Below are 19037 nucleotides of genomic sequence, written 5' to 3'. Positions count from 1 at the left end.
ATGGCGAACAGCGATCCCCAGCCGCGACGCGGCGACCAGGGCGGCCCGCCCATCCCCGGCCGCAACATCGCACTTGAGCGGCAGAACCCCGACCTGGTGGTGCCGCCGACGACCGACAGTCGACTGGTGCCCAACCTGAAGTTCTCGTTCTCCCAGGCGCACACCCGGGTGGAGAAGGGTGGCTGGACCCGCGAGGTCACCGCCCGGGATCTGCCGATCGCCACCCAGATGGCCGGCGTCCAATTCGGCCTGGAGCCGGGCGGATACCGCGAGATCCACTGGCACCAGCAGTCGGAGTGGGCGTACATGCTCAGCGGCAGTTGCCGGATCAGCGCGGTCGACCACGAGGGACGCAACTTCATCGAGGACGTGAAGGAGGGCGACCTGTGGTTCTTTCCGCAGGGTGTGCCGCACAACATCCAGGCGCTGGACGAGGGCGCGCAGTTCCTGCTCGTCTTCAACGACGGGGCGTTCTCGGAGAACAACACCTTCCTGCTCAGCGACTTCTTCGCCCACACGCCCCGGCACGTCCTGGCCAAGAACTTCGGCTGGACGATGGAACAGATGGAGAACCTGCCCGAGCGGGAGAAGTACATCTTCCAGGGCGACGTGCCGCCGCCCCTGCAACAGGATCGGGTGATCAGCCCCACCGGTGACATCCCGCGCAGCTTCAAACACCGGATGACCGCCCAGACCCCGCAACGCTTCCGCGGCGGGACGGTACGGGTCACCGACTCGACCAACTTCGCCGCGTCCGTGACCACCGCCGCCGCCCTCGTCGAGGTCGAGCCCGGGGGAATGCGCGAGCTGCACTGGCACCCCACCACCGACGAGTGGCAGTACTACATCTCCGGCACCGGTCGGATGGGCGTCTTCGCGGCCCAGGCCGCCGCCCGGACGTTCGACTTCCAGGCCGGCGACGTGGGCTACGTGCCGTTCGCGTACGGGCACTACATAGAGAACACCGGCGACGAACCGCTGGTGTTCCTGGAGATGTTCCGGCACCCGCGCTTCGAGGACATCTCGGTGATGCAGTGGATGGCCAACACGCCCCACGAGATCATCGCGGACACGATCAACGTGCAGAAGTCGATGGTCGACGCCTTGCCGACCACAAAGCAGACGGTGGTCTGACCACTGTGACCGGCCCTCGCGAATCAGCTTCCGACGGGTGCCGGAGAGGTGGGAACCTCGGCGGGTCGTCGGCGTCGGTACACCGCGCCGGCGACGACGTCGATGACGAGGAAAGTGAGCAGGGCGAGCCCGAACAGGGGAAGCGCCCAGCCGATCGCCACGGTCACCGGTACGCCGATGATTGCTGCTGGCTGGATGGTCGGCCGCAGCAGGGAGAAAGTTCCGGTCTCAGGGCACGTTGATCGTGAACTCGGCGGTGTGCACCTTGCCGGCGACCTGGAAGTCGAAAAACGCCCGGTACCGGCCCGAACTCGGCGCGGTCAGCCAGAACTTGACCGACCCGTCGACCAGCTCCGGCTCGGGGTGGACGTGCACGTACCCGAGGTCGCCCTCGCGGACGACGACCAGGTGCCCGTACGCGCCCAGGTACGGCTCCAACTGCACCGGCGTGGTCGGAGCGCCGCTGACCTGGAAGTGCATCGGTGCCGTCACCCCCACCGTCGGGGTGCCGTTCATCGACACCGCGTACGGCCCGGCCGTCGTCTCGGCCTGCACCGGCGGCAGCGCGGTCGGGGTGTGCGCGCCGGGCACGGTGTGGTCGACACCCAGCACGAGAGGGACCTGCGTGCCGTTGGTCGCGGTGACGGAGAAGTCTGCATAGACGCGGTAGCCGCCAGGCCGGGCCAGCGTCACAGGGACGCTCCAGGTGCCGTCCGGTGCCATCGTTGGGTGCAGGTGCTGGTAGCCGGACAGGTCGCGGCCCACCACGATCAGGTGCAACGGCTTGTCGTGGACGACAGCGAAACGCGTCGCCGGCTGCCGGTCGGTCCCGACGATGCGGAACCGGTAGTCCGCGCGTACACCGGGGGGTTGGGACCGCTCCAGCGGTTGCAGGGTGTACCCACCGGCGCTGACCGTCGTCCCGGTCGCCAGCGTCTCGCCCGTCGCGCCGTCACCGCGATGCGTGTGCGGCCCGGTGCCCGCCGGGTGTTGGTGCCCGTCGGTCGCGGACTCCGCCTGCCCTGCGGCGGGCGGACGGGCGGTGCCGCCCGCCGGGCTCTGGTCGCCGGTCCCGATGCGAGCCAGCCCGAACCCGGCCAGCAGGGCGATCACGAGCCCACCGACGAGCAGCGCCAGGTGGGTGTTGCTCAGCCGGGACCCAGGTGTCACGGCGGCGAGGTCCGTGTCGGCCCGTGTGCCGGGGTCGACCGTCGCCGCGCCGACCGTGCCACCGTTGGCCCTGCCACCGCCGACCTTGCCACCGCCGACCTTGCCACCGCCGACCTTGCCGCCGCTGGGCTTGGAACCGACGGTCCGGCCGTCGCCGGTCCTGGTCGTGGAACGGGCGCCGCCGCCGCGTCGACCGGAGGTCGCCGACGAGGTACGGCCCCGGCCGGTGGATTTGCCGGTGGACGCCGATCGGCGACGCCAGACGACGAATCCGGCCACCGCCCCGGCCGCCGCGACCGCCACCACCCAGCCGACCCAGGCCAGTGCTCCGGGGCCGCTCGCATCGGTCGACCCGATCGGCGGCGCCGCCGCAGCCGCGGACGGCGGGGCCGCCGGCTCGACCGCGGCGGTCGGAACCGCTGAGCCCTGCCCGGATGATCCGTGCTGCTCGGTGGCGGCCACCAGCGCCGGGTCCGGCTGCGTCGACGGCGCAGTCCACCCCTGCGGCGCTGCCGTCACCCGCCCGTTGTAGCGGAAGGTCAACGTGCCCCGCACGGTGTCGCCGTCCGAGGCGACCGACAGGTAGCTCACCGAGTACTGGCCCTTGGCCGGCAGGTGGGAGACAGGCACCACCGCGGGGAACCCCGTCGTGTACTCCCGTGGCTCGAACTGCCCGTTGACCAGGAAGTATTCCCGCACCGGCTTGTCCAGCGGCTTCGGCTCCCCGTACGACCAGCCGTCGTCGACCCGGACGCCGCCCGGGGCGGTGATGGTGAAGAACGCGTTGGCGGCGGCCTTCTCGGTGAAGTAGAGCCGCACCGACGTCAACGGCTCGTTCACCGTGGCGCCGCCTGCCGGAGTGGACATGGCGAGAGTCCCGTGAGCTGCGGCGGGTTGGGCGGACGCGAGGAGGGCGACCGCCGAGGCGAGGAGGAGCGCGAGGAGGCCCGAGACCACCCGCCCGCAAGTCTGAGGGAGACGACGCATTTGAATATCCTCACCGCCGTGAGACTTTTTTCAAGAGGTGGCGATCTTTTTCCTCAGATGGCAAAACCAGGTCGAGCGGCTAGGGTTCCGGGATGTTCCGCGCCGTCGTGTTGATCGCTGCTGTGGTGCTCGCCGCGGATCAGCTCACCAAGTACTGGGCCGAGTCCGCGCTGTCCGACGGGCAGACCATCACCGTCGTCGGTGAGCTGCTGCAACTGCGACTCGTCTACAACCCGGGTGCCGCGTTCTCGATCGGCGCTGCGTACACCTGGATCTTCGCGGTGTTCGCGGCCGCGGCGGTGGTCGCGGTGACGGTCGTGGCGCGGCGGGTCACGTCGCGCGCCTGGGCGGTGGCGTTGGGGCTGGTGCTCGGCGGCGCGACGACCCACCTGCTGGACCGTCTCTTCCGCGAGCCGGGGTTCGCCCGGGGGCACGTGGTGGACTTTATCGACTACGCGGGGTTCTTCGTCGGCAACGTCGCCGACATCGCGCTGGTGGTCGGCGTGGGAGTCGTCATGGTGCTGAACCTGCGGGGCATCCCGCTGCGGGAGGAGACCCCGTCAGGCGACGAGCAGGTGGCGTCACGCTCCTGAGGTGCCGCCGACCAGCACGATCTCCAGCCGGCGCGGCCCGTGCACACCCTCGACCCGGTTGAGCTCGATGTCGCTGGTCGCGGACGGACCCGAGATCCAGGTCTGTGCCGCGCGCGGGTCCAGCCGGGTCAGCGCCTCCGGCAGCAGGCCGACGACCTGGTCGGCGCGGACGACGCAGATGTGTCGGTCGGGCACCAGGGTGAGCGCTCGTCGCCCCTGTGCCGGGCCGGCGTCGAGGATGATGGTGCCCGTCTCGGCGACCGCCACGGCGCAGCCGGTCAGGACCGCGTCCATCGCGTCGAGGTCGGCCGGTGTCAGCGGGGGAGCGTCGCGGTGCACCTGCCCGGCGTAGCCGGTCAGCCAGCCGGCGGGGACGTCGACGGGCACGGCTAGCCGGTCCACCTCGGCCAGCAGCCCGGGCAGAGAGCCGATGCCGTGGTGCACGACCGCCCGGTAGTCCTCCAGCCGGTCGACCAGGATCGCGACCGGGTCGGGGCGGTCACCGACCCGGCGGTACCGGCGGGGCACGTCCACGGGCGGCGGGTCGTCGGCCAGGGCCGTGCGGAGCCGCGCCAGGATCTCGTCACGTGCGGTCACTGCTTTCCCCACCATTCTCGGAAGGTCTGCGCCGCGGGCAGCGGCAGGTCACGCGACCGGGTCCACGCGGAGACGGGCCAGGGAAGCCGGCGCAGCGTCCGAGCGCCAGTGCGCCGTTCGCGGTACGCCCCGAGGGGGCCCGCGCCGGTCCGGGCAAGGCGCAGGGCAGCGGCCCAGCGCCGAGGGCTGCGCATCACCCACGACAGGACGCCCATGGTGGCGCGTTCGGCCAGCGGATGCGGTGCCTGCTGGCGGAGGTGGACCAGGATCTCCGGAATGTTGATTTTCACGGGACACACGTCGTAGCAGGCGCCGCAGAGGGTCGACGCGTACGGCAGGGACGCGTTGTCGGCCACGCCGGTCAACTGAGGTGACAGGATCGCCCCGATCGGGCCCGGATACACCGAGCCGTACGCGTGCCCGCCGGCCCGCTCGTAGACGGGACAGACGTTCAGGCAGGCGGAGCAGCGGATGCACGACAGCGCCGGCCGCCCGACCGGGTCGGCAAGCACCGCAGAGCGTCCATTGTCGACCAGCACCACGTGCACGTCCTGTGGCCCGTCACCGGGGGTGACGCCCGTCCACATCGAGGTGTACGGGTTCATCCGCTCACCGGTCGACGACCGCGGCAGCAGTTGCAGGAAGACCTCCAGGTCGGTGAAGGTCGGCAGCAGCTTCTCGACGCCCACGACGCTGATCAGCGTCTCCGGGAGGGTGAGGCACATCCGCCCGTTGCCCTCGGACTCCACGACCACCAACGTGCCGGTGTCGGCGATGGCGAAGTTGGCGCCGGACACGGCCACCCGGGCCGAAAGGAAACGTCGGCGCAGATGCGCGCGGGCCGCCTCGGCCAACGCGGACGGCTCGTCACTGAGGTCGGCCGGCACGTCGGGCATTCGACGCTGGAAGATCTCCCGGATCTGCGCCCGGTTGTAGTGGATCGCCGGCACCAGGATGTGCGAGGGCGTGTCGTCGCCGAGCTGCACGATCAGCTCGGCCAGGTCGGTCTCGTACGCGGCGATCCCGGCCGCCTCCAGCGCCTCGTTGAGCTCGATCTCCTGGGTCGCCATCGACTTGACCTTCACGACCTCGTCGGCCCCGGTGGCCCGGGTCAGCTCGACCACGATCCGGCAGGCCTCGGCCGCGTCCCGGGCCCAGTGCACTGTGGCGCCGGCAGCGGTGGCGGACGCCTCGAACTGCTCCAGCAGCTCCGGCAACCGGCGTTGGACGTCCGCCTTGATCGCGGCGCCGGTGTCGCGGAGGGCCTCCCAGTCGGGTACCTCGTCGACGACCCGGGCGCGTTTGTCCCGGATGGTGCGGGTGGCGCGGTGCAGGTTGGCGCGCAGTTGGGTGTCGGCGACGGCCGGTCTGGCCGCGGTGGGGAAGGGCAGTGGCGTGCGGATGCGTCCGCTGCCGGTGGCCGGTGCGACCGGACGGTTCATGAGGCGGCTCCCGTCGCGGCGAGGATCTCGGCGTAGTGCACGGCCCGCACGCCCGACCGGTGGCGGTCCAGGCCGCCCCCGATGTGCGCCAGGCAGGAGTTGTCGGCGGCGGCGAGCACCTGCGCGCCGGTCTCACCGACCCGGGCGCACTTGTCGGTGAGCATCGCTGTGGAGACGTCCGGGTTCTTCAGGGCGAACGTGCCGCCGAAACCGCAGCACTCCTCGGCGTCGGCCAGCTCCACCAGCCGGATGCCGCGAACCTGACGCAACAGTTGCAGCGGCCGGTCACCCAACCGCAGCATCCGCAGGCCGTGGCAGGTGGGGTGGTAGGTGACCGTCTCGGGGAACTCGGCGCCGACGTCGGTGACGCCGAGGACGTCGACGAGCAGCTCGGACAGCTCGTAGGTGCGGGCGGCCACCGACGCGGCGGGCGGGTGCAGGTGCGGGTACTGGTCGCGGATCATCGCGGTGCACGACCCGGACGGCACGACGACGGCGTCGTAGCCGTCGAAGACGTCGACGTAGTTGCGCACCATCGGCATCGCCTCGGCGCGGTAGCCCGTGTTGGCGTGCATCTGCCCGCAACAGGTCTGGCGGGTGGGGAAGTCGACGGTGTGGCCGAGCCGCCGCAGGATGCGGGTGACCGCGATGCCGGTGGCCGGGTAGGCGACGTCGTTGACGCAGGTGATGAAGAGGGCGATGCGCATGGCGACTCCTCACGTGTGTCGGGGGCGGGATCACACCGGGTCGCGCGGTGTTCCGGGGTCGGGGAGCTGGTCGAAGGCGGGCAGGTGGCGCTCCCGGGCGGCGGTCAGGTGGGCCCGCATCGCCACGGCGGCCGCCTCGGAGTCACCCGCGGCGATGGCGGCGGCGATGCGTTGGTGCTCGGTGTTGGTGTCCGGAGCGCCGGTGACCGGAAAGTACAGCCGGTGCAGGTGCAGGTGCGAGTGCAGCCGCGTGACGCTGTCGCGCAGCAGGGGGCTGCCAGCGACCTCGGCGATCAGGTCGTGGAATCTCGCGTCCAGCGCGGTGAAGGCGGCGTGTCGGCGGTAACCGTCGCCGGCCTGCACATCGATGCTCGCCGCGGCCTCGGCGGTGATCCGCTGTCGTTCCTCGGTGGAGGCGTTTGTGGCGGCCCGGCCGGCGGTGGCGCCCTCCAGCAGCAGGCGGACGTCGAACAGGTCGTCGAACTCGGCGCGGCTCAGCAGGGGCGTGGTGGTGTAGCCGGACAGGGGTCGCTTGCGGACCAGTCCGTCGGCTTCCAACCGGGCGAGGGCCTCGCGGACCGGTGTGGGGGAGACGTCCAGCTCACGGGCGAGGGCGTCTATGTTGACCCGCTCCCCGGGGGGAAGGATGTGGTCCATCACCAGGGTCTTTATCGACTCGTAGACGTCCTCGCTGAGGGTGAGCCGACGGGCGGGACGGAGTCGACCCTCGCGTGCTTCCTGCTGGGCCATCTCGTCTCCTAAGCAACCCCTTGACTGTGCTGGCGTGAGCGAGTACACACTAGCAAAGCAACATCCTATAGGAAATAGGTTCCTCCGCCGCCGTCTCACCACCACCGCCCCGAGGAGACGAACATGTCGCGCAGAATGCTGTCCCGGATCGGCTCGGGCCTCACCGTCCTGGCCCTCGCCACGACCACAGTGGCCTGCACCAAGAAGAGCGACACCACCGACACCGAAGCCGGCGGCCGGGAACCAGCCCAGGTCAAGGTCGCGCTGGTGCCCGGCGGTTCGCATCCGTACTTCCAGCCCTGGAAGGACGCCGGAGCCGCCGCGAAATCGGAGCTCTCACTCGGCGACGTCACCTTCAACGAGACGGCCGGCTGGGACCAGACCAAACAGAACGACGTGCTCAAGTCCCTGGCCGCACAGGGCTACAACGCCTTCGGCGTCTTCGGCGTCTCGCCGGACAACATCAACTCCACCTTCGAGGACCTCAAGCGGCAGGGCTTCGCCGTCGGCTCCCTGGCGTCGTGCCCCGCCGGGGCCAACAAGGCCGACTTCTGCCTCTCCACCGACGTCGAGGTCGCCGCGTACAAGGGCGCCAAGGCTGCCATTGACGCCATGGGTGGCCAGGGCAACCTGGTGCACCTGACCGGCAACAAGGTCGACTCCAACACCCAGCGCCGGATCAAGGGCGTGGAGAAGGCGGTCGCCGAGACCGGCGGCAAGGTGGTGCTCGTCCAGAGCGTCACCGACATCGACAAGGACCTCCAGAGCGCCCAGAAGGCGGTGGCCGACCTCCTCGCCGCCAAGGGCCGTCAGATCCAGGCGATCGTGAACACCGCCTACAACCCGGCGGTCGCCTCCGCCGAGGGCGTACGCCAGTCGAAGCTGCCCATCAAGGTCATCGCCATCGACGACGACCCGGCGGTCCTCGACGGACTGCGGGGCGGATCGGTGGCAGCCACCGTCCTGCAGAACCCGGTCGGCCAGGCCCGGGTCGGCTCGTACGCGCTGATGAAGCTCAGCGGTGGCTGCACGATCTCCGAGCCCGGCGTGACGATCGACTCCGGATCGTTCGTGGTGACCAGGGACAAGCTGGACGGCTACGAGGCCGACCGCACCGCGACCACCGAGGCACTGCGGAAGAAGTTCGACGGCGACCTGCTCAAGTGCAACTGATGTCGAAGATCACGAAGGCCGAGGCGTACCTCGTCGACATCCCCGTCGAGACCGTCCGCACCGACGCGGTGCAGTCGTTCCTCAAGCAGGAGACGGTCTTCGTCGAGGTACGCACGGCCGACGGCGGGCACGGCACGGGCTACTCGTACACGATCGGGACCGGCGGCACCGCGGTGCTCGCGCTGCTGCGCGACTACCTGCTGCCACACCTGGTCGGCCGCGACGCCGCGCGGGTGGAGGCGATCTGGCGTGACCTGCACGCCGTCACCCGGGCCACCACCGTCGGCGCCGTCACCTCGCTGGCGCTCGCCGCGGTCGACACCGCGCTGTGGGATCTGCGCGCCCGCGCCGCCGGCCTGCCCCTGTGGGTGCTCGCCGGCGGCGCCAAGGACCGGATCCCGTTGTACGACACGGAGGGCGGCTGGCTGCACCTCACCGAGGACGAGCTGGTCGCCGGCGCGAAGGTCTCCCAGGCGGCCGGCTGGCCCGGCGTCAAGCTCAAGGTGGGCAAGCCGAACCCGGCCGAGGACGCGGCTCGGATCGGCGCGGTCCGGGCGGCCCTGGGCGACCACTTCGACGTGATGGTCGACGCCAACCAGTCCCTGACCGCCGCGGAGGCGATCCGCCGGGCCCGGCTGCTCGAACCGCACCAGGTCGCCTGGTTCGAGGAGCCGTTGCCGGCCGACGACGTCGCCGGGCACGAGCTGCTCGCCCGCGCGACCAGCATCCCCGTCGCGGTGGGGGAGTCGCTGTATTCCATCGGCCAGTTCGCCGAGTATCTGCGCCGCCAGGCCGCCGGCATCGTCCAGGTCGACGTCGCGCGGATCGGTGGCATCACCCCGTGGCTGAAGGTCGCGCACCTGGCCGAGGCGTGCAACGTGGTGGTCTGCCCGCACTTCCTCATGGAGCTGCACGTGAGCCTCTGCGCGGCCGTGCCCAACAGCCGCTACGTCGAGCACATCCCGCAACTGCGCGCGATCACCCGGACCGAGGTCGCGATCGTCGACGGCCACGCGCTCGCCCCGGGCGAGGCCGGCCTCGGCATCGACTGGGACCGCGACGCGATCGAGGACAGGAGGGTGGCGTGAAGACCGAAACCGCGCCGGAGGCGCCGGCGGCGCCCCCGGCCGCCGAGGCCCGGCCTCCCACCCGGGTCCTGCCGGTCTGGGCGAACCCCCGACTCGGCCTGCTCATCGTCATCGCCGCGCTGGTCGTGCTCTTCTCGTCGCTGACCCCCGCATTCCTCGACCCCCGGCTCACCCTCGCGCCGCTACAGGCCGACATCAGCGTGTACGTCGTGGTCGGTCTCGCCCAGCTCGCCGTGCTCTCACTCGGGCACATGAACATGGCGGTCGGCCGGATGGCCGCGCTGTCCACCTTCGCGATGGGCCTGGTCTACGACCGGCTCGGCGTGCCCCTGCTGGTCGGGCTGCTGGTGGGCCTCGCCGTCGGGGCGGGCATCGGCGCGCTCGCCGGCCTGCTCATCGCCAAGACCGGCGTCAACTCCTTCGTGGTGACCCTCGCGCTCGACTTCGGGCTGCTGGGCCTGGTCACCATCCTCTACACGTGGGCCACCGGCGGGGTGTCGTTCGCGGTGCAGCCCAGCGGGCTGTCCGCCCTGCGCTTCGACACCTTCGCCGACTACTGCATGGGGGATGTCTGCGGACCCCGGATCCCGCTGGTCGTGCCGATCGCGGTCGCGGCGGCGCTCGGCGTCGGGCTGCTGTTCCGGCATGCCCGGCTGGGTCGGGAGATCCTGATGACGGGCTCCAACACGGTCGCCGCCGAGCTGTCCGGCATCCCCACACACCGTCGGATCGTCGCCGCACACGCGGTGAGCGGGCTGCTCGCCGCACTGGCCGGGTTCCTGCTGGCCGCCAACAACGGGGCCTTCTCCGCCAACATCGGGGAGTCGTTCCTGCTGCCGTCGTTCCTGGCCCCGGTGCTCGGCGGCACACTGCTCGCCGGTGGCGCGGTCAGCGTCCTCGGCACCGCGCTCGGCGCCACCCTCACCCAGGTCATCTACAAGGGCCTCAACCTGCTCCAGTTCTCCCTGGAGGAGCTGAAGCTCTACATCGGACTGGTCCTGCTCGCGGCGCTGTCGCTGGACCGGCTGCGAGCCGTGATCGCCGAGCGAAGGGCGGTGTCGACATCATGAGGAGCCTGGTCCGGACCAACGAGTTCACCCTCGCGGTGATCGCCGCCCTCGGGTTCGCGGCGCTCGCGGTCGCCACCGACTTCAACCTGCTCACCGCCGGCACGTTGGACGCGTTCCTGCGCTTCCTCGCCCTGCCGATCGTCATCGGTCTGGCCCAGATGGTGGTGCTCGCCGTCGGTCAGATGAACCTCTCGGTGGGCGTGCTCACCGGGTTCTGCGCGGTGGCCTCGGGGTGGCTGATGATCGACGCTGGTCTGCCGGCCCCGGTCGCGGTGCTCGCCGCGCTGGCCCTCGGCGCCACCGTCGGCCTGGTCAACGGCCTGTTGGTGATCTTCACCCGGATCAACGGGTTCATCGTCACCCTCGCCACCATGACGATCCTCGAAGGGCTGCGGTACGGGGTGAACGGCACCGGCACCTACCAGGGCTACTCGCCCGGGCTGCGGGAGTTCGGGCAGGCGTCCCTGGCGGGAGTGCCCGTGGTGTTCCTGCTGGCGGTCGCCATCGCGGTCGCGGTCGCGCTCTTCTTCCGTCGTACCGTGCCGGGGCGGCACCTGCTCGCCTCCGGCGGCAACCCGTTCGCGGCCCGGTTGTCGGGCATCTCCAACGACCGGGCGCTGGTGCTGGCCCACACCCTGTCCGGGCTGCTGGCCGGGTTCGCCGCCGTGATCGTTGTGGCCGCCTTCGGCTCGGTGAACGCCTCGATCGGCGACGACCTGCTGCTGCCCAGCTTCGCCGCGCCGATCATCGGCGGAGTGGCCCTGGCCGGCGGCATGATCAGCGTGACCGGCACGGTCCTCGCGGCCTTCCTGGTAAGGCTGGTCGACGTGAGCCAGTCGCAGTTCGACATCAACCGGCGGTGGGTGGACCTCATCATCGGCGCGGTCGTCCTCGGCGCGGTGCTGCTCGGTCAGTTCCGCGACAAGCTCTCCGGAGGTCAGCGATGAGCATCGTGCTGTCCGCGGAGAACCTGGTCAAGACGTTCCCCGGGGTGCGTGCCCTGGACGAGGCGACGCTTACCCTGACCGCCGGCAGCGTGCACGCGTTGCTCGGCGAGAACGGCGCCGGCAAGAGCACCCTGATCAAGATCCTCACCGGGGTGTACCGGCCGGACGGTGGGCTCCTGCGGCTGCCCGGGCCGGACGGCGAGCTGCGTACGGTGCAGCTCGGCAACCCGCAGGACGCCCAGCGGGCCGGCATCGGTGTGGTGCACCAGGAGCGGAACCTCATCCCGGCGTTCACCGTCGCGGAGAACATCTGCCTGCAACACCTGCCCCGGCGCGCTGGCCTGCTCGACCGGGCGGCGCTGCGCGTCGAGGCACGTCGGTGCCTCGACCTGCTCGACCTCGACCTGGACCCCGACCTGCCGGTGTCGCGGCTCTCGGTGGCCCAGATGCAGTTGGTGGAGATCGCCAAGGCGTTGTCGGCCGACTCGACGGTGCTGCTGCTCGACGAACCGACCGCCTCGCTGACCAACGACGAGGCCGACCGGCTCTACGGGATCGTGCGCCGACTGTCCGAGCGGGGTCACGCAACCGTGCTGGTCAGCCACAAGCTGGAGGAGGTCTTCGCGGTCGCCGACACGGTGACAGTGCTGCGCGACGGGCGCAGCGTCGCCGAGGCCGAACCCCTCGCCGACCACACCCGCGAGCAGATCGTCGACCTGATGGTCGGCCGGGCGTACCAGCAGGTGCACCTCGCCGAGCGCACAGTCGACGCGGACACCGAACCGGCCCTGGCTCTGGATCACGTCGCGACCACCGCCGGCCACCACGACGTCAGTCTCGTCGTACGCCCCGGCGAGATCGTCGGCCTGTACGGGCTGGTCGGTGCCGGCCGCAGCGAGCTGGCGAAGGCGCTCCTCGGCCTCGACCGGATCACCGCCGGTGAGGTGCGGGTGCACGGGCGCCCGGCCCGGATCCGGGACGTGGGCGACGCTCTGCACCGGCACCGGATCGGATACGTCACCGAGAACCGCAAGGAGGAGGGCCTCTTCCTCGACCAGACCGTCGCCCGCAACACGGCGGTGACGGTGTGGCGCAAGCTGGCCCGGCTCGGGCTGGTCCGGGACCGGGCGGAGCGATCCCTGGTCGACGAGTACGCGGACCGGCTGGGCATCCGACTCGCCTCGCCCGACCAGCACGCCGGCCAGCTCTCCGGCGGCAACCAGCAGAAGGTCAGCCTCGCCAAGTGGTTGGCCGCCGACTGCGACGTGCTCATCATCGACGAACCCACAGTGGGCATCGACGTCCGCACCAAGGCGGCCTTCCACGAGTTGATCGCCGGTCTCGCTGCGCGGGGGATGGCGATCCTGCTGATCTCGTCGGACCTGCCGGAAATGGTGACCCTCGCCGACCGGATCGCGGTGATGCGGGAGTTCGCCATCGTCGGGGAGTTGGACAACGACCACGACTATGACCGGATGAGCCAGTCGGTGATCCGCTTCATCCACGACGGGCAGGGGGTGGTGGCGTGAGGGCCACGGACCAGGTGACAGTGGGGCGTACGGACGTGGCGGTGACCCGGCTCGGTCTGGGACTCGCCCCGATCGGCGGCCTCTTCACCGCCGTCGGCGACGAGATCGCCCACGCCACCGTCGAGGCGGCCTGGGACCTCGGGCTGCGTTACTTCGACACCGCCCCGCTCTACGGTTGCGGCCTCTCCGAACGGCGGGCCGGGGCGGTCCTCGCCGGCAAGCCGCGCGGCGAGTTCACCCTCTCCACCAAGGTGGGTCGGCTGCTCGTCCCCGGCGGTGGCGATGGGCAGGGGTTCTGGGCCGAGTCGACCGACCTGGCGCCGAGGTTCGACTTCTCCGCCGCCGGGGTGCGCCGCTCGCACGAGGAGAGCCTGGCCCGGTTGGGGCTGGACCGGGTCGACATCGCGCACATCCACGACCCGGACGACCACCTCGCCGAGGCGGCGGCGGAGGCGTACCCGGAGCTGGCGCGGCTGCGCGAGGCCGGTGAGATCGGCGCGGTCGGCGCCGGGATGAACCAGGCGCCGGCGCTGGTCGAGCTGGCCCACGCTGGCGACTTCGACTGCTTCATGCTCGCCGGCCGGTACACGCTGCTCGACCAGTCCGGCCTCGACGAGCTGCTGCCGCTGTGCCAGCAGAAGGGGATCTCGGTCCTCGCCGCCGGGGTCTACAACTCGGGCCTGTTGGCCGACCCGAGGCCGGGTGCCCACTACGACTACCGGCCGGCCGACGCGGGGCTGCTGCGGCGGGCCATGGCGATCCGGTCGGTGTGCGAGCGGCACGGTGTGCCGCTGCGTGCCGCGGCGATCCAGTTCCCGCTCGGCCACCCGGCGGTCGCGAGCGTGGTGATCGGCGCCCAGGACCCGGAGCAGATCGCCGACAACGTGGCGATGTTCGAGTGGGACGTCCCCGGCGCGCTGTGGGCGGACCTGAAGGCCGAGGGTCTGCTGCCGGAGGAGGTGCCCACGCCATGATCATCGACGCTCACCATCACCTGTGGACCGCCGACTATTCCTGGCTCGCCGCACCGGGCCTGGAGTCGATCCGGCGCGACTACACCATCGCCGACCTCGTACCCCGGCTCGACGCGGCCGGTGTGACGGCGACCGTGCTGGTCGAGGCCGGCCGCTGCGACGCCGCCGAGACCGCCGAGTTCCTCGCCCTCGCCGCCGCCACCCCCCGGATCGCCGGCGTGGTCGGCTGGGCGTCGCTCACCGACCCGGCCCTGCCCGCGACCCTCGCCGGCTACCGGGACCTGCCCGGCGCGACGAAGCTCGTCGGCATCCGCGACCAGGTGCAGGCAGTCGCCGACCCAGGGCACCTCGCCCGTCCCGACGTGCGTGCCGCCCTCGCGGCGATCGGTGCCGCTGGGCTGACCTTCGACCTGGTCGTGCACCTCGGGCAGTTGCCCGCCTGCGCCGAGGCGGCCCGGGCCACTCCCGGTGTCACCTTCGTCCTCGACCATCTGGGCAAACCGCGGATCGACGCGGATGGTCTCGCCGGGTGGCGCGCCGCGGTGCGCGACCTGGCCGCCTGCGACAACGTCGTCGCGAAGCTCTCCGGACTGCTCACCGAGGCCGGCCCCGGGTGGCGGGTGGCCGACATCCGGCCGTACGTCGACACCGCGCTGGAGCTGTTCGGCCCGCAACGGCTGATGGCCGGCTCCGACTGGCCCGTCTGCGACCTCGTCGCCTCGTACGCCGAGGCGTGGACGGCGCTCGACGCCTGCCTGGCTGAGTTGTCGACCGACGAGCGGACCGCCGTGCTGGCGGGCACCGCCTCTCGTACCTATGCACTGGAGGTTGGTTCGTGAAATTCATGCGCGTCGGGCCCGTGGGGCGGGAGCGTCCCGTGCTGTACGTCGACGGACGGCACTTCGACCTCTCGTCGCTCACCGCCGACATCGACGGGGAGTTCCTTGCCGGCGACGGCGTCCAGCGGGCACGGGAGGCCACCGACCTGCCCGAGGTCGACATCACCGGCCAGCGGGTCGGCGCGCCGGTCGCCCGCCCCGGGGTGGTCCTCTGCGTGGGGCAGAACTACGCCGCGCACGCCGCCGAGTCGGGGGCCGAGCCCCCGACCGCTCCGATCATCTTCTACAAGGCGCCCAACACCGTCGTCGGCCCCCACGACGACGTCCTGATCCCGCGTGGCTCGACGAAGACCGACTGGGAGGTGGAACTGGCCGTCGTGATCGGCCGCCGGGCCCGCTACCTCGCCTCTCCGGCCGACGCCCTCGGGCACATCGCGGGGTACGCGCTGTCCAACGACGTCTCCGAGCGCGACTTCCAGCTCGCCGTCTCCGGAGGCCAGTGGTCGAAGGGCAAGTCCTGTGAGACGTTCCAGCCGCTCGGCCCGTGGCTGGTCACCGCCGACGAGATCGAGGACCCGCAGGCGCTGCGGCTGCGTTCCTGGGTCAACGGTGAGCCCCGACAGGACTCCAGCACCAAGGACATGATCTTCGACGTGGCGTACCTGGTCTGGCACCTGTCGCAGTACACCGTCCTGGACCCGGGCGACGTCATCAACACCGGCACCCCGCAGGGGGTGGCGCTCTCCGGCCGGTTCCCGTACCTGGCCGCGGGCGACGTGATGGAGGTCGAGATCGACGGTCTCGGCCGGCAGCGCAGCACGCTCGGGAGCGCCTGATGGCGGTGATCACCTCCGTCGACACGTACGACGTGCGGTTCCCGACCTCGCGTGACCTGGACGGTTCCGACGCGATGAATCCGGACCCCGACTACTCGGCCGCGTACCTGGTGCTGAGCACCGACGACGGGCCGGACGGGCACGGGTTCACCTTCACCATCGGGAGGGGCAACGAGGTCTGCCGCGCGGCGATCGAGGCGCTGGTGCCGTACGTGGTCGGGCTCGACCCGGACACCGTCGACCTCGGCGCGTTCGCCCGTTCGCTCACCCAGGACTCGCAGTTGCGCTGGCTCGGCCCGGAGAAGGGGGTGATGCACCTGGCGACGGCGGCGGTGATCAACGCGATGTGGGACCTGGTCGCCAAGAGGGCGGGCAAACCGGTCTGGCGATACCTGGCCGACCTGAGCCCCGAGCAGATCGTCGACCTGGTCGACTGGCGGTACCTCAGCGACGCGCTGACCCCCGATGAGGCGCTGGAGATCCTGCGGGCGGCGCAGCCGGGTCGGGCCCAGCGGATCGTCCGGCTCATCGAGCGGGGATATCCCGCGTACACGACGTCGCCCGGCTGGCTCGGCTACCCGGACGAGAAGGTGATCCGGCTGGCCAAGCAGGCGGTGGCCGACGGGTTCACCCAGATCAAGCTGAAGGTGGGCGCGGACGCCGCCGACGACGTGCGCCGCCTCCGCATCGCCCGCGAAACGGTCGGCCCGGACATCCGGATCGCCGTCGACGCCAACCAACGCTGGGACGTCGCCGAGGCGGTCACCCGGATGCGGGAGCTGGCGCCGTACGACCCGTGGTGGATCGAGGAGCCGACCAGCCCCGACGACGTGCTCGCCCACGCGGCGATCCGGTCCGCCCTGTCGGCCAGCGCGCCCGGTGGCGGGCCGATCCGGGTCGCGACCGGCGAGCACGTGGCGAACCGGGTGGTGTTCAAGCAGCTGTTGCAGGCCGGCGCCGTCGACGTCGTGCAGATCGACGCGTGCCGGGTGGGTGGCGTCAACGAGAACGTCGCCATCCTGTTGCTGGCCGCGAAGTACGGGGTGCCGGTGTGCCCACACGCCGGGGGAGTCGGCCTCTGTGAGCTGGTCCAGCACCTGTCCATGTTCGACTTCGTGGCCGTGTCCGGCTCCACCCGTGACCGGGTCATCGAGTACGTCGACCACCTGCACGAGCACTTCGTCGACCCGGTGGTGATCTCCGACGGGCACTACGTGGCGCCGACCGCCCCCGGGTTCTCCGCCGCGATGCGTCCGGAGAGCCTCGCCAGGTACGCGTACCCCGACGGGCCGGCATGGGTCTGACGAGCCTCGACCTGCTCGACCGCACGGCCTTCCTGATGGCGGTGCGTCAACCTGGAGGACTACTCGGAATGGGAGAGCAACATGCGGTGTGACGGTCTCGTGGCGGTGGTGACCGGCGGTGGCTCGGGGATCGGCAACGCCTGCGTACGGGCGTTCGTGGCCGCTGGCGCCCGGGTCGGCGTCCTGGACCTGGACCTGTCGGGCCTGCCCGACGATCCGCACGTCCACGGCGTCCGGGCCGACGTGGCCGACCGGTCCTCGCTCAGCGGGGCCGTCGCCTCGGTCGCCGAGGCATTCGGGGGCATCGACATCCTGGTTAACAACGCCGGCATCTCCGCCGTCGGCACCGTGGAGGAGGACGACGACGAGCGGTGGAGCAGGGTGCTCGACGTCAACGTCACCGGCGTGGCCCGCACCAGCGCTGTCGCCCTGCCGTACCTGCGTCGATCGTCGTCGGCGGCGATCGTCAACGTCTCGTCGATCGCGGCGACCGTCGGCCTGCCCCGACGCGCCCTGTACTCGGCGTCGAAGGGTGCCGTGCATGCCCTCACCCTCGCCATGGCCGCCGACCTGGTGACCGAGGGAATCCGGGTCAACTGTGTCGCCCCCGGCACCGTCGACACGCCATGGGTGGCCCGCCTGCTGGCCGGCGCGGCCGACCCGACGGCGGAGAAGCGGCAGCTCGCCGCCCGTCAGCCGACCGGCCGTCTGGTGACCGCCGACGAGGTGGCCGCCGCCGTCGTCTACCTCGCGTCGCCCACCACGGGGTCGGTGACCGGGACGTCGCTGGCGGTGGATGGTGGCATGTCCGGCCTGCGACTACCCGCCCAGGTGCCACCTGGCGCTGGTCAGGCCCGCAGTGCCGGATCGGGCGCGTGACATGATTGGGTCATGGGGAAACAGCAGGACGTCGGCGAGCCCGACCGTCACAGCGGGTCCGACGCCACCGCCCACCGTCCGATTGGTGGCGATGCTGACGCGCGGCTCGCCCTCGCACAGGACCCCACAACGCCACAAATGACCCTTATCGACCTGGCGTCCGACCCGTCGGCGGTGGTCCGCAAGGCGGTCGCCGCTCGGGCCGACGCGCCCGCGCAGGCCCTGCGACCGCTCACCAGGGACCAGGATCGTCAGGTCCGGGAGGCCGTGGCGAGGAACCCTTCCACCTCGATCGCCAACCTCCTGCGTCTCGTCAAGGACGACGACCGGTGGATCCGCTGGGCGGTCGCCAGCAACCCGGCCTGCGACGAGTCGGTCCGCCGGGCCATGGCGCAGGCATCGGACAAGGAGCTGCGCGGCCTCCTCGCGGAGAGCCGGGAGCTGGAGCCCGAGCTGGCCGCCAAGCTGACCGACGACGTCTCACCCGAGGTACGGGAACGACTCGCCACCCACACCCACGACCTCGACGTGATCAACACCCTGCTGGCCGATCGCACCGCCCGCGTACGCAAGGGGGTCGCCCGCAACCCGCGGACCACCGCCGCGCAGCGCAGCGCGCTCGCCGCGGACCCGGTGGTCGACGTGCGTGCCGCGCTGGTCCGCTCGTTGGAGTTGGACGAGGCCGACCTGGAGCGCCTGGTCGACGACCGGTCGGTGCAGGTCCGCCTGGCGATGGCGACGTCCGAGGTCGTGCCGGCGCACATCCGGCAGCAGCTCACCCGCGACCCCGACGAGATGGTGGCCAGCACGGCACGGGACTACCGCCCCGGCGCCGGCAACGCCTCCGCCGTGCGGGCTCCCCGCATCGCGCACCGGCCCTCCGCCGGTGCGGGTCGATCGGGTCGCGGCACCGCGCGCTGAGACCGATCCGGTCGGCGCCACCCGGCGCCGGCCCATGATCGACTCGGTTTCACGGAAGTCGCGGTGTCCGGGGCGACCTGACACCGCGACTTCACGA

General features: G+C 71.3%; 19 protein-coding genes. 13 read left to right on the top strand and 6 right to left on the bottom strand.

Features of this window, described 5'->3' with window-relative positions; all coding sequences use genetic code 11:
* Positions 1 to 1134 (top strand): cupin domain-containing protein, encoded by a 1134-nt coding sequence (locus KBX46_RS03030; RefSeq protein ID WP_099854819.1) that lies wholly within the window; start codon positions 1 to 3, stop codon positions 1132 to 1134.
* Between the two features lie 23 nt (positions 1135 to 1157).
* Here KBX46_RS03030 and KBX46_RS03025 read toward each other — a convergent pair whose 3' ends face one another.
* Together KBX46_RS03025 and KBX46_RS03020 are read right to left on the bottom strand one after the other, a co-directional pair.
* Positions 1158 to 1301, bottom strand: a complete 144-nt coding sequence (locus KBX46_RS03025; RefSeq protein ID WP_210790617.1) for a hypothetical protein — start codon at positions 1299 to 1301, stop codon at positions 1158 to 1160.
* Between the two features lie 61 nt (positions 1302 to 1362).
* Positions 1363 to 3291 (bottom strand): copper resistance protein CopC, encoded by a 1929-nt coding sequence (locus tag KBX46_RS03020; RefSeq protein ID WP_210790615.1) that lies wholly within the window; start codon positions 3289 to 3291, stop codon positions 1363 to 1365.
* 92 nt (positions 3292 to 3383) lie between these two features.
* On the opposite strand from KBX46_RS03020, the gene lspA reads away from it, so the two are divergent.
* Positions 3384 to 3884, top strand: a complete 501-nt coding sequence (gene lspA / locus KBX46_RS03015; protein ID WP_210790612.1) for a signal peptidase II — start codon at positions 3384 to 3386, stop codon at positions 3882 to 3884.
* On the opposite strand, the gene KBX46_RS03010 is transcribed toward lspA, so the two are convergent.
* From KBX46_RS03010 to KBX46_RS02995, 4 genes are read right to left on the bottom strand one after another with little or no spacing between them, the layout of a single operon-like run.
* Positions 3873 to 4481, bottom strand: coding sequence for an LUD domain-containing protein (locus tag KBX46_RS03010; protein WP_308159345.1), 609 nt, complete (start codon positions 4479 to 4481; stop codon positions 3873 to 3875). The two genes, lspA and KBX46_RS03010, sit on opposite strands and share 12 nt — an antisense overlap.
* Positions 4478 to 5923: a LutB/LldF family L-lactate oxidation iron-sulfur protein gene (locus KBX46_RS03005; protein WP_141909947.1), complete on the bottom strand. Its 1446-nt coding sequence runs from the start codon at positions 5921 to 5923 to the stop codon at positions 4478 to 4480. The genes KBX46_RS03010 and KBX46_RS03005 overlap by 4 nt, the downstream gene beginning before the upstream one ends.
* Positions 5920 to 6630 (bottom strand): (Fe-S)-binding protein, encoded by a 711-nt coding sequence (locus KBX46_RS03000; RefSeq protein WP_088948842.1) that lies wholly within the window; start codon positions 6628 to 6630, stop codon positions 5920 to 5922. The genes KBX46_RS03005 and KBX46_RS03000 overlap by 4 nt, the downstream gene beginning before the upstream one ends.
* Positions 6631 to 6660: 30 nt before the next feature.
* Complete coding sequence (locus tag KBX46_RS02995; RefSeq protein WP_210790584.1) at positions 6661 to 7380, bottom strand: GntR family transcriptional regulator; 720 nt, start codon at positions 7378 to 7380, stop codon at positions 6661 to 6663.
* 123 nt (positions 7381 to 7503) lie between these two features.
* On the opposite strand from KBX46_RS02995, the gene KBX46_RS02990 reads away from it, so the two are divergent.
* From KBX46_RS02990 to KBX46_RS02940, 11 genes are all read left to right on the top strand, one after another.
* Positions 7504 to 8553, top strand: a complete 1050-nt coding sequence (locus KBX46_RS02990) for a substrate-binding domain-containing protein (RefSeq protein WP_197699539.1) — start codon at positions 7504 to 7506, stop codon at positions 8551 to 8553.
* Entirely contained in the window at positions 8553 to 9641 is a 1089-nt protein-coding gene (locus tag KBX46_RS02985) for a mandelate racemase/muconate lactonizing enzyme family protein (protein ID WP_210790582.1), read from the top strand. Before KBX46_RS02990 ends, KBX46_RS02985 begins: the two co-directional genes overlap by 1 nt.
* Complete coding sequence (locus tag KBX46_RS02980; protein WP_088948838.1) at positions 9638 to 10711, top strand: ABC transporter permease; 1074 nt, start codon at positions 9638 to 9640, stop codon at positions 10709 to 10711. Before KBX46_RS02985 ends, KBX46_RS02980 begins: the two co-directional genes overlap by 4 nt.
* A complete protein-coding gene (locus KBX46_RS02975; protein WP_141909944.1) occupies positions 10708 to 11658 on the top strand; it encodes an ABC transporter permease in 951 nt (316 codons plus the stop codon). Before KBX46_RS02980 ends, KBX46_RS02975 begins: the two co-directional genes overlap by 4 nt.
* Positions 11655 to 13187, top strand: a complete 1533-nt coding sequence (locus KBX46_RS02970) for a sugar ABC transporter ATP-binding protein (protein WP_210790579.1) — start codon at positions 11655 to 11657, stop codon at positions 13185 to 13187. Before KBX46_RS02975 ends, KBX46_RS02970 begins: the two co-directional genes overlap by 4 nt.
* Positions 13184 to 14161, top strand: a complete 978-nt coding sequence (locus KBX46_RS02965; RefSeq protein WP_210790569.1) for an aldo/keto reductase — start codon at positions 13184 to 13186, stop codon at positions 14159 to 14161. Before KBX46_RS02970 ends, KBX46_RS02965 begins: the two co-directional genes overlap by 4 nt.
* Positions 14158 to 15000 carry an amidohydrolase gene (locus KBX46_RS02960; RefSeq protein WP_210790566.1) on the top strand — a complete coding sequence of 281 codons (843 nt, stop codon included), beginning with the start codon at positions 14158 to 14160 and terminating at the stop codon, positions 14998 to 15000. The genes KBX46_RS02965 and KBX46_RS02960 overlap by 4 nt, the downstream gene beginning before the upstream one ends.
* Entirely contained in the window at positions 14997 to 15836 is an 840-nt protein-coding gene (locus KBX46_RS02955) for a fumarylacetoacetate hydrolase family protein (RefSeq protein ID WP_088948833.1), read from the top strand. Before KBX46_RS02960 ends, KBX46_RS02955 begins: the two co-directional genes overlap by 4 nt.
* Complete coding sequence (locus tag KBX46_RS02950; RefSeq protein ID WP_210790563.1) at positions 15836 to 17140, top strand: L-fuconate dehydratase; 1305 nt, start codon at positions 15836 to 15838, stop codon at positions 17138 to 17140. The genes KBX46_RS02955 and KBX46_RS02950 overlap by 1 nt, the downstream gene beginning before the upstream one ends.
* Before the next feature lie 81 nt (positions 17141 to 17221).
* Complete coding sequence (locus KBX46_RS02945) at positions 17222 to 18019, top strand: SDR family NAD(P)-dependent oxidoreductase (protein WP_210790560.1); 798 nt, start codon at positions 17222 to 17224, stop codon at positions 18017 to 18019.
* A 138-nt stretch (positions 18020 to 18157) separates the two neighbouring features.
* Positions 18158 to 18940 carry a hypothetical protein gene (locus KBX46_RS02940; RefSeq protein ID WP_210790557.1) on the top strand — a complete coding sequence of 261 codons (783 nt, stop codon included), beginning with the start codon at positions 18158 to 18160 and terminating at the stop codon, positions 18938 to 18940.
* Positions 18941 to 19037 lie beyond the last annotated feature (97 nt).

It is taken from the genome of Micromonospora sp. C81 (genome assembly GCF_018070425.1).
In the GTDB taxonomy this organism is placed as follows: Bacteria; Actinomycetota; Actinomycetes; order Mycobacteriales; family Micromonosporaceae; genus Micromonospora; species Micromonospora zamorensis.
This window is presented reverse-complemented; position numbering and strand designations above follow the sequence as displayed.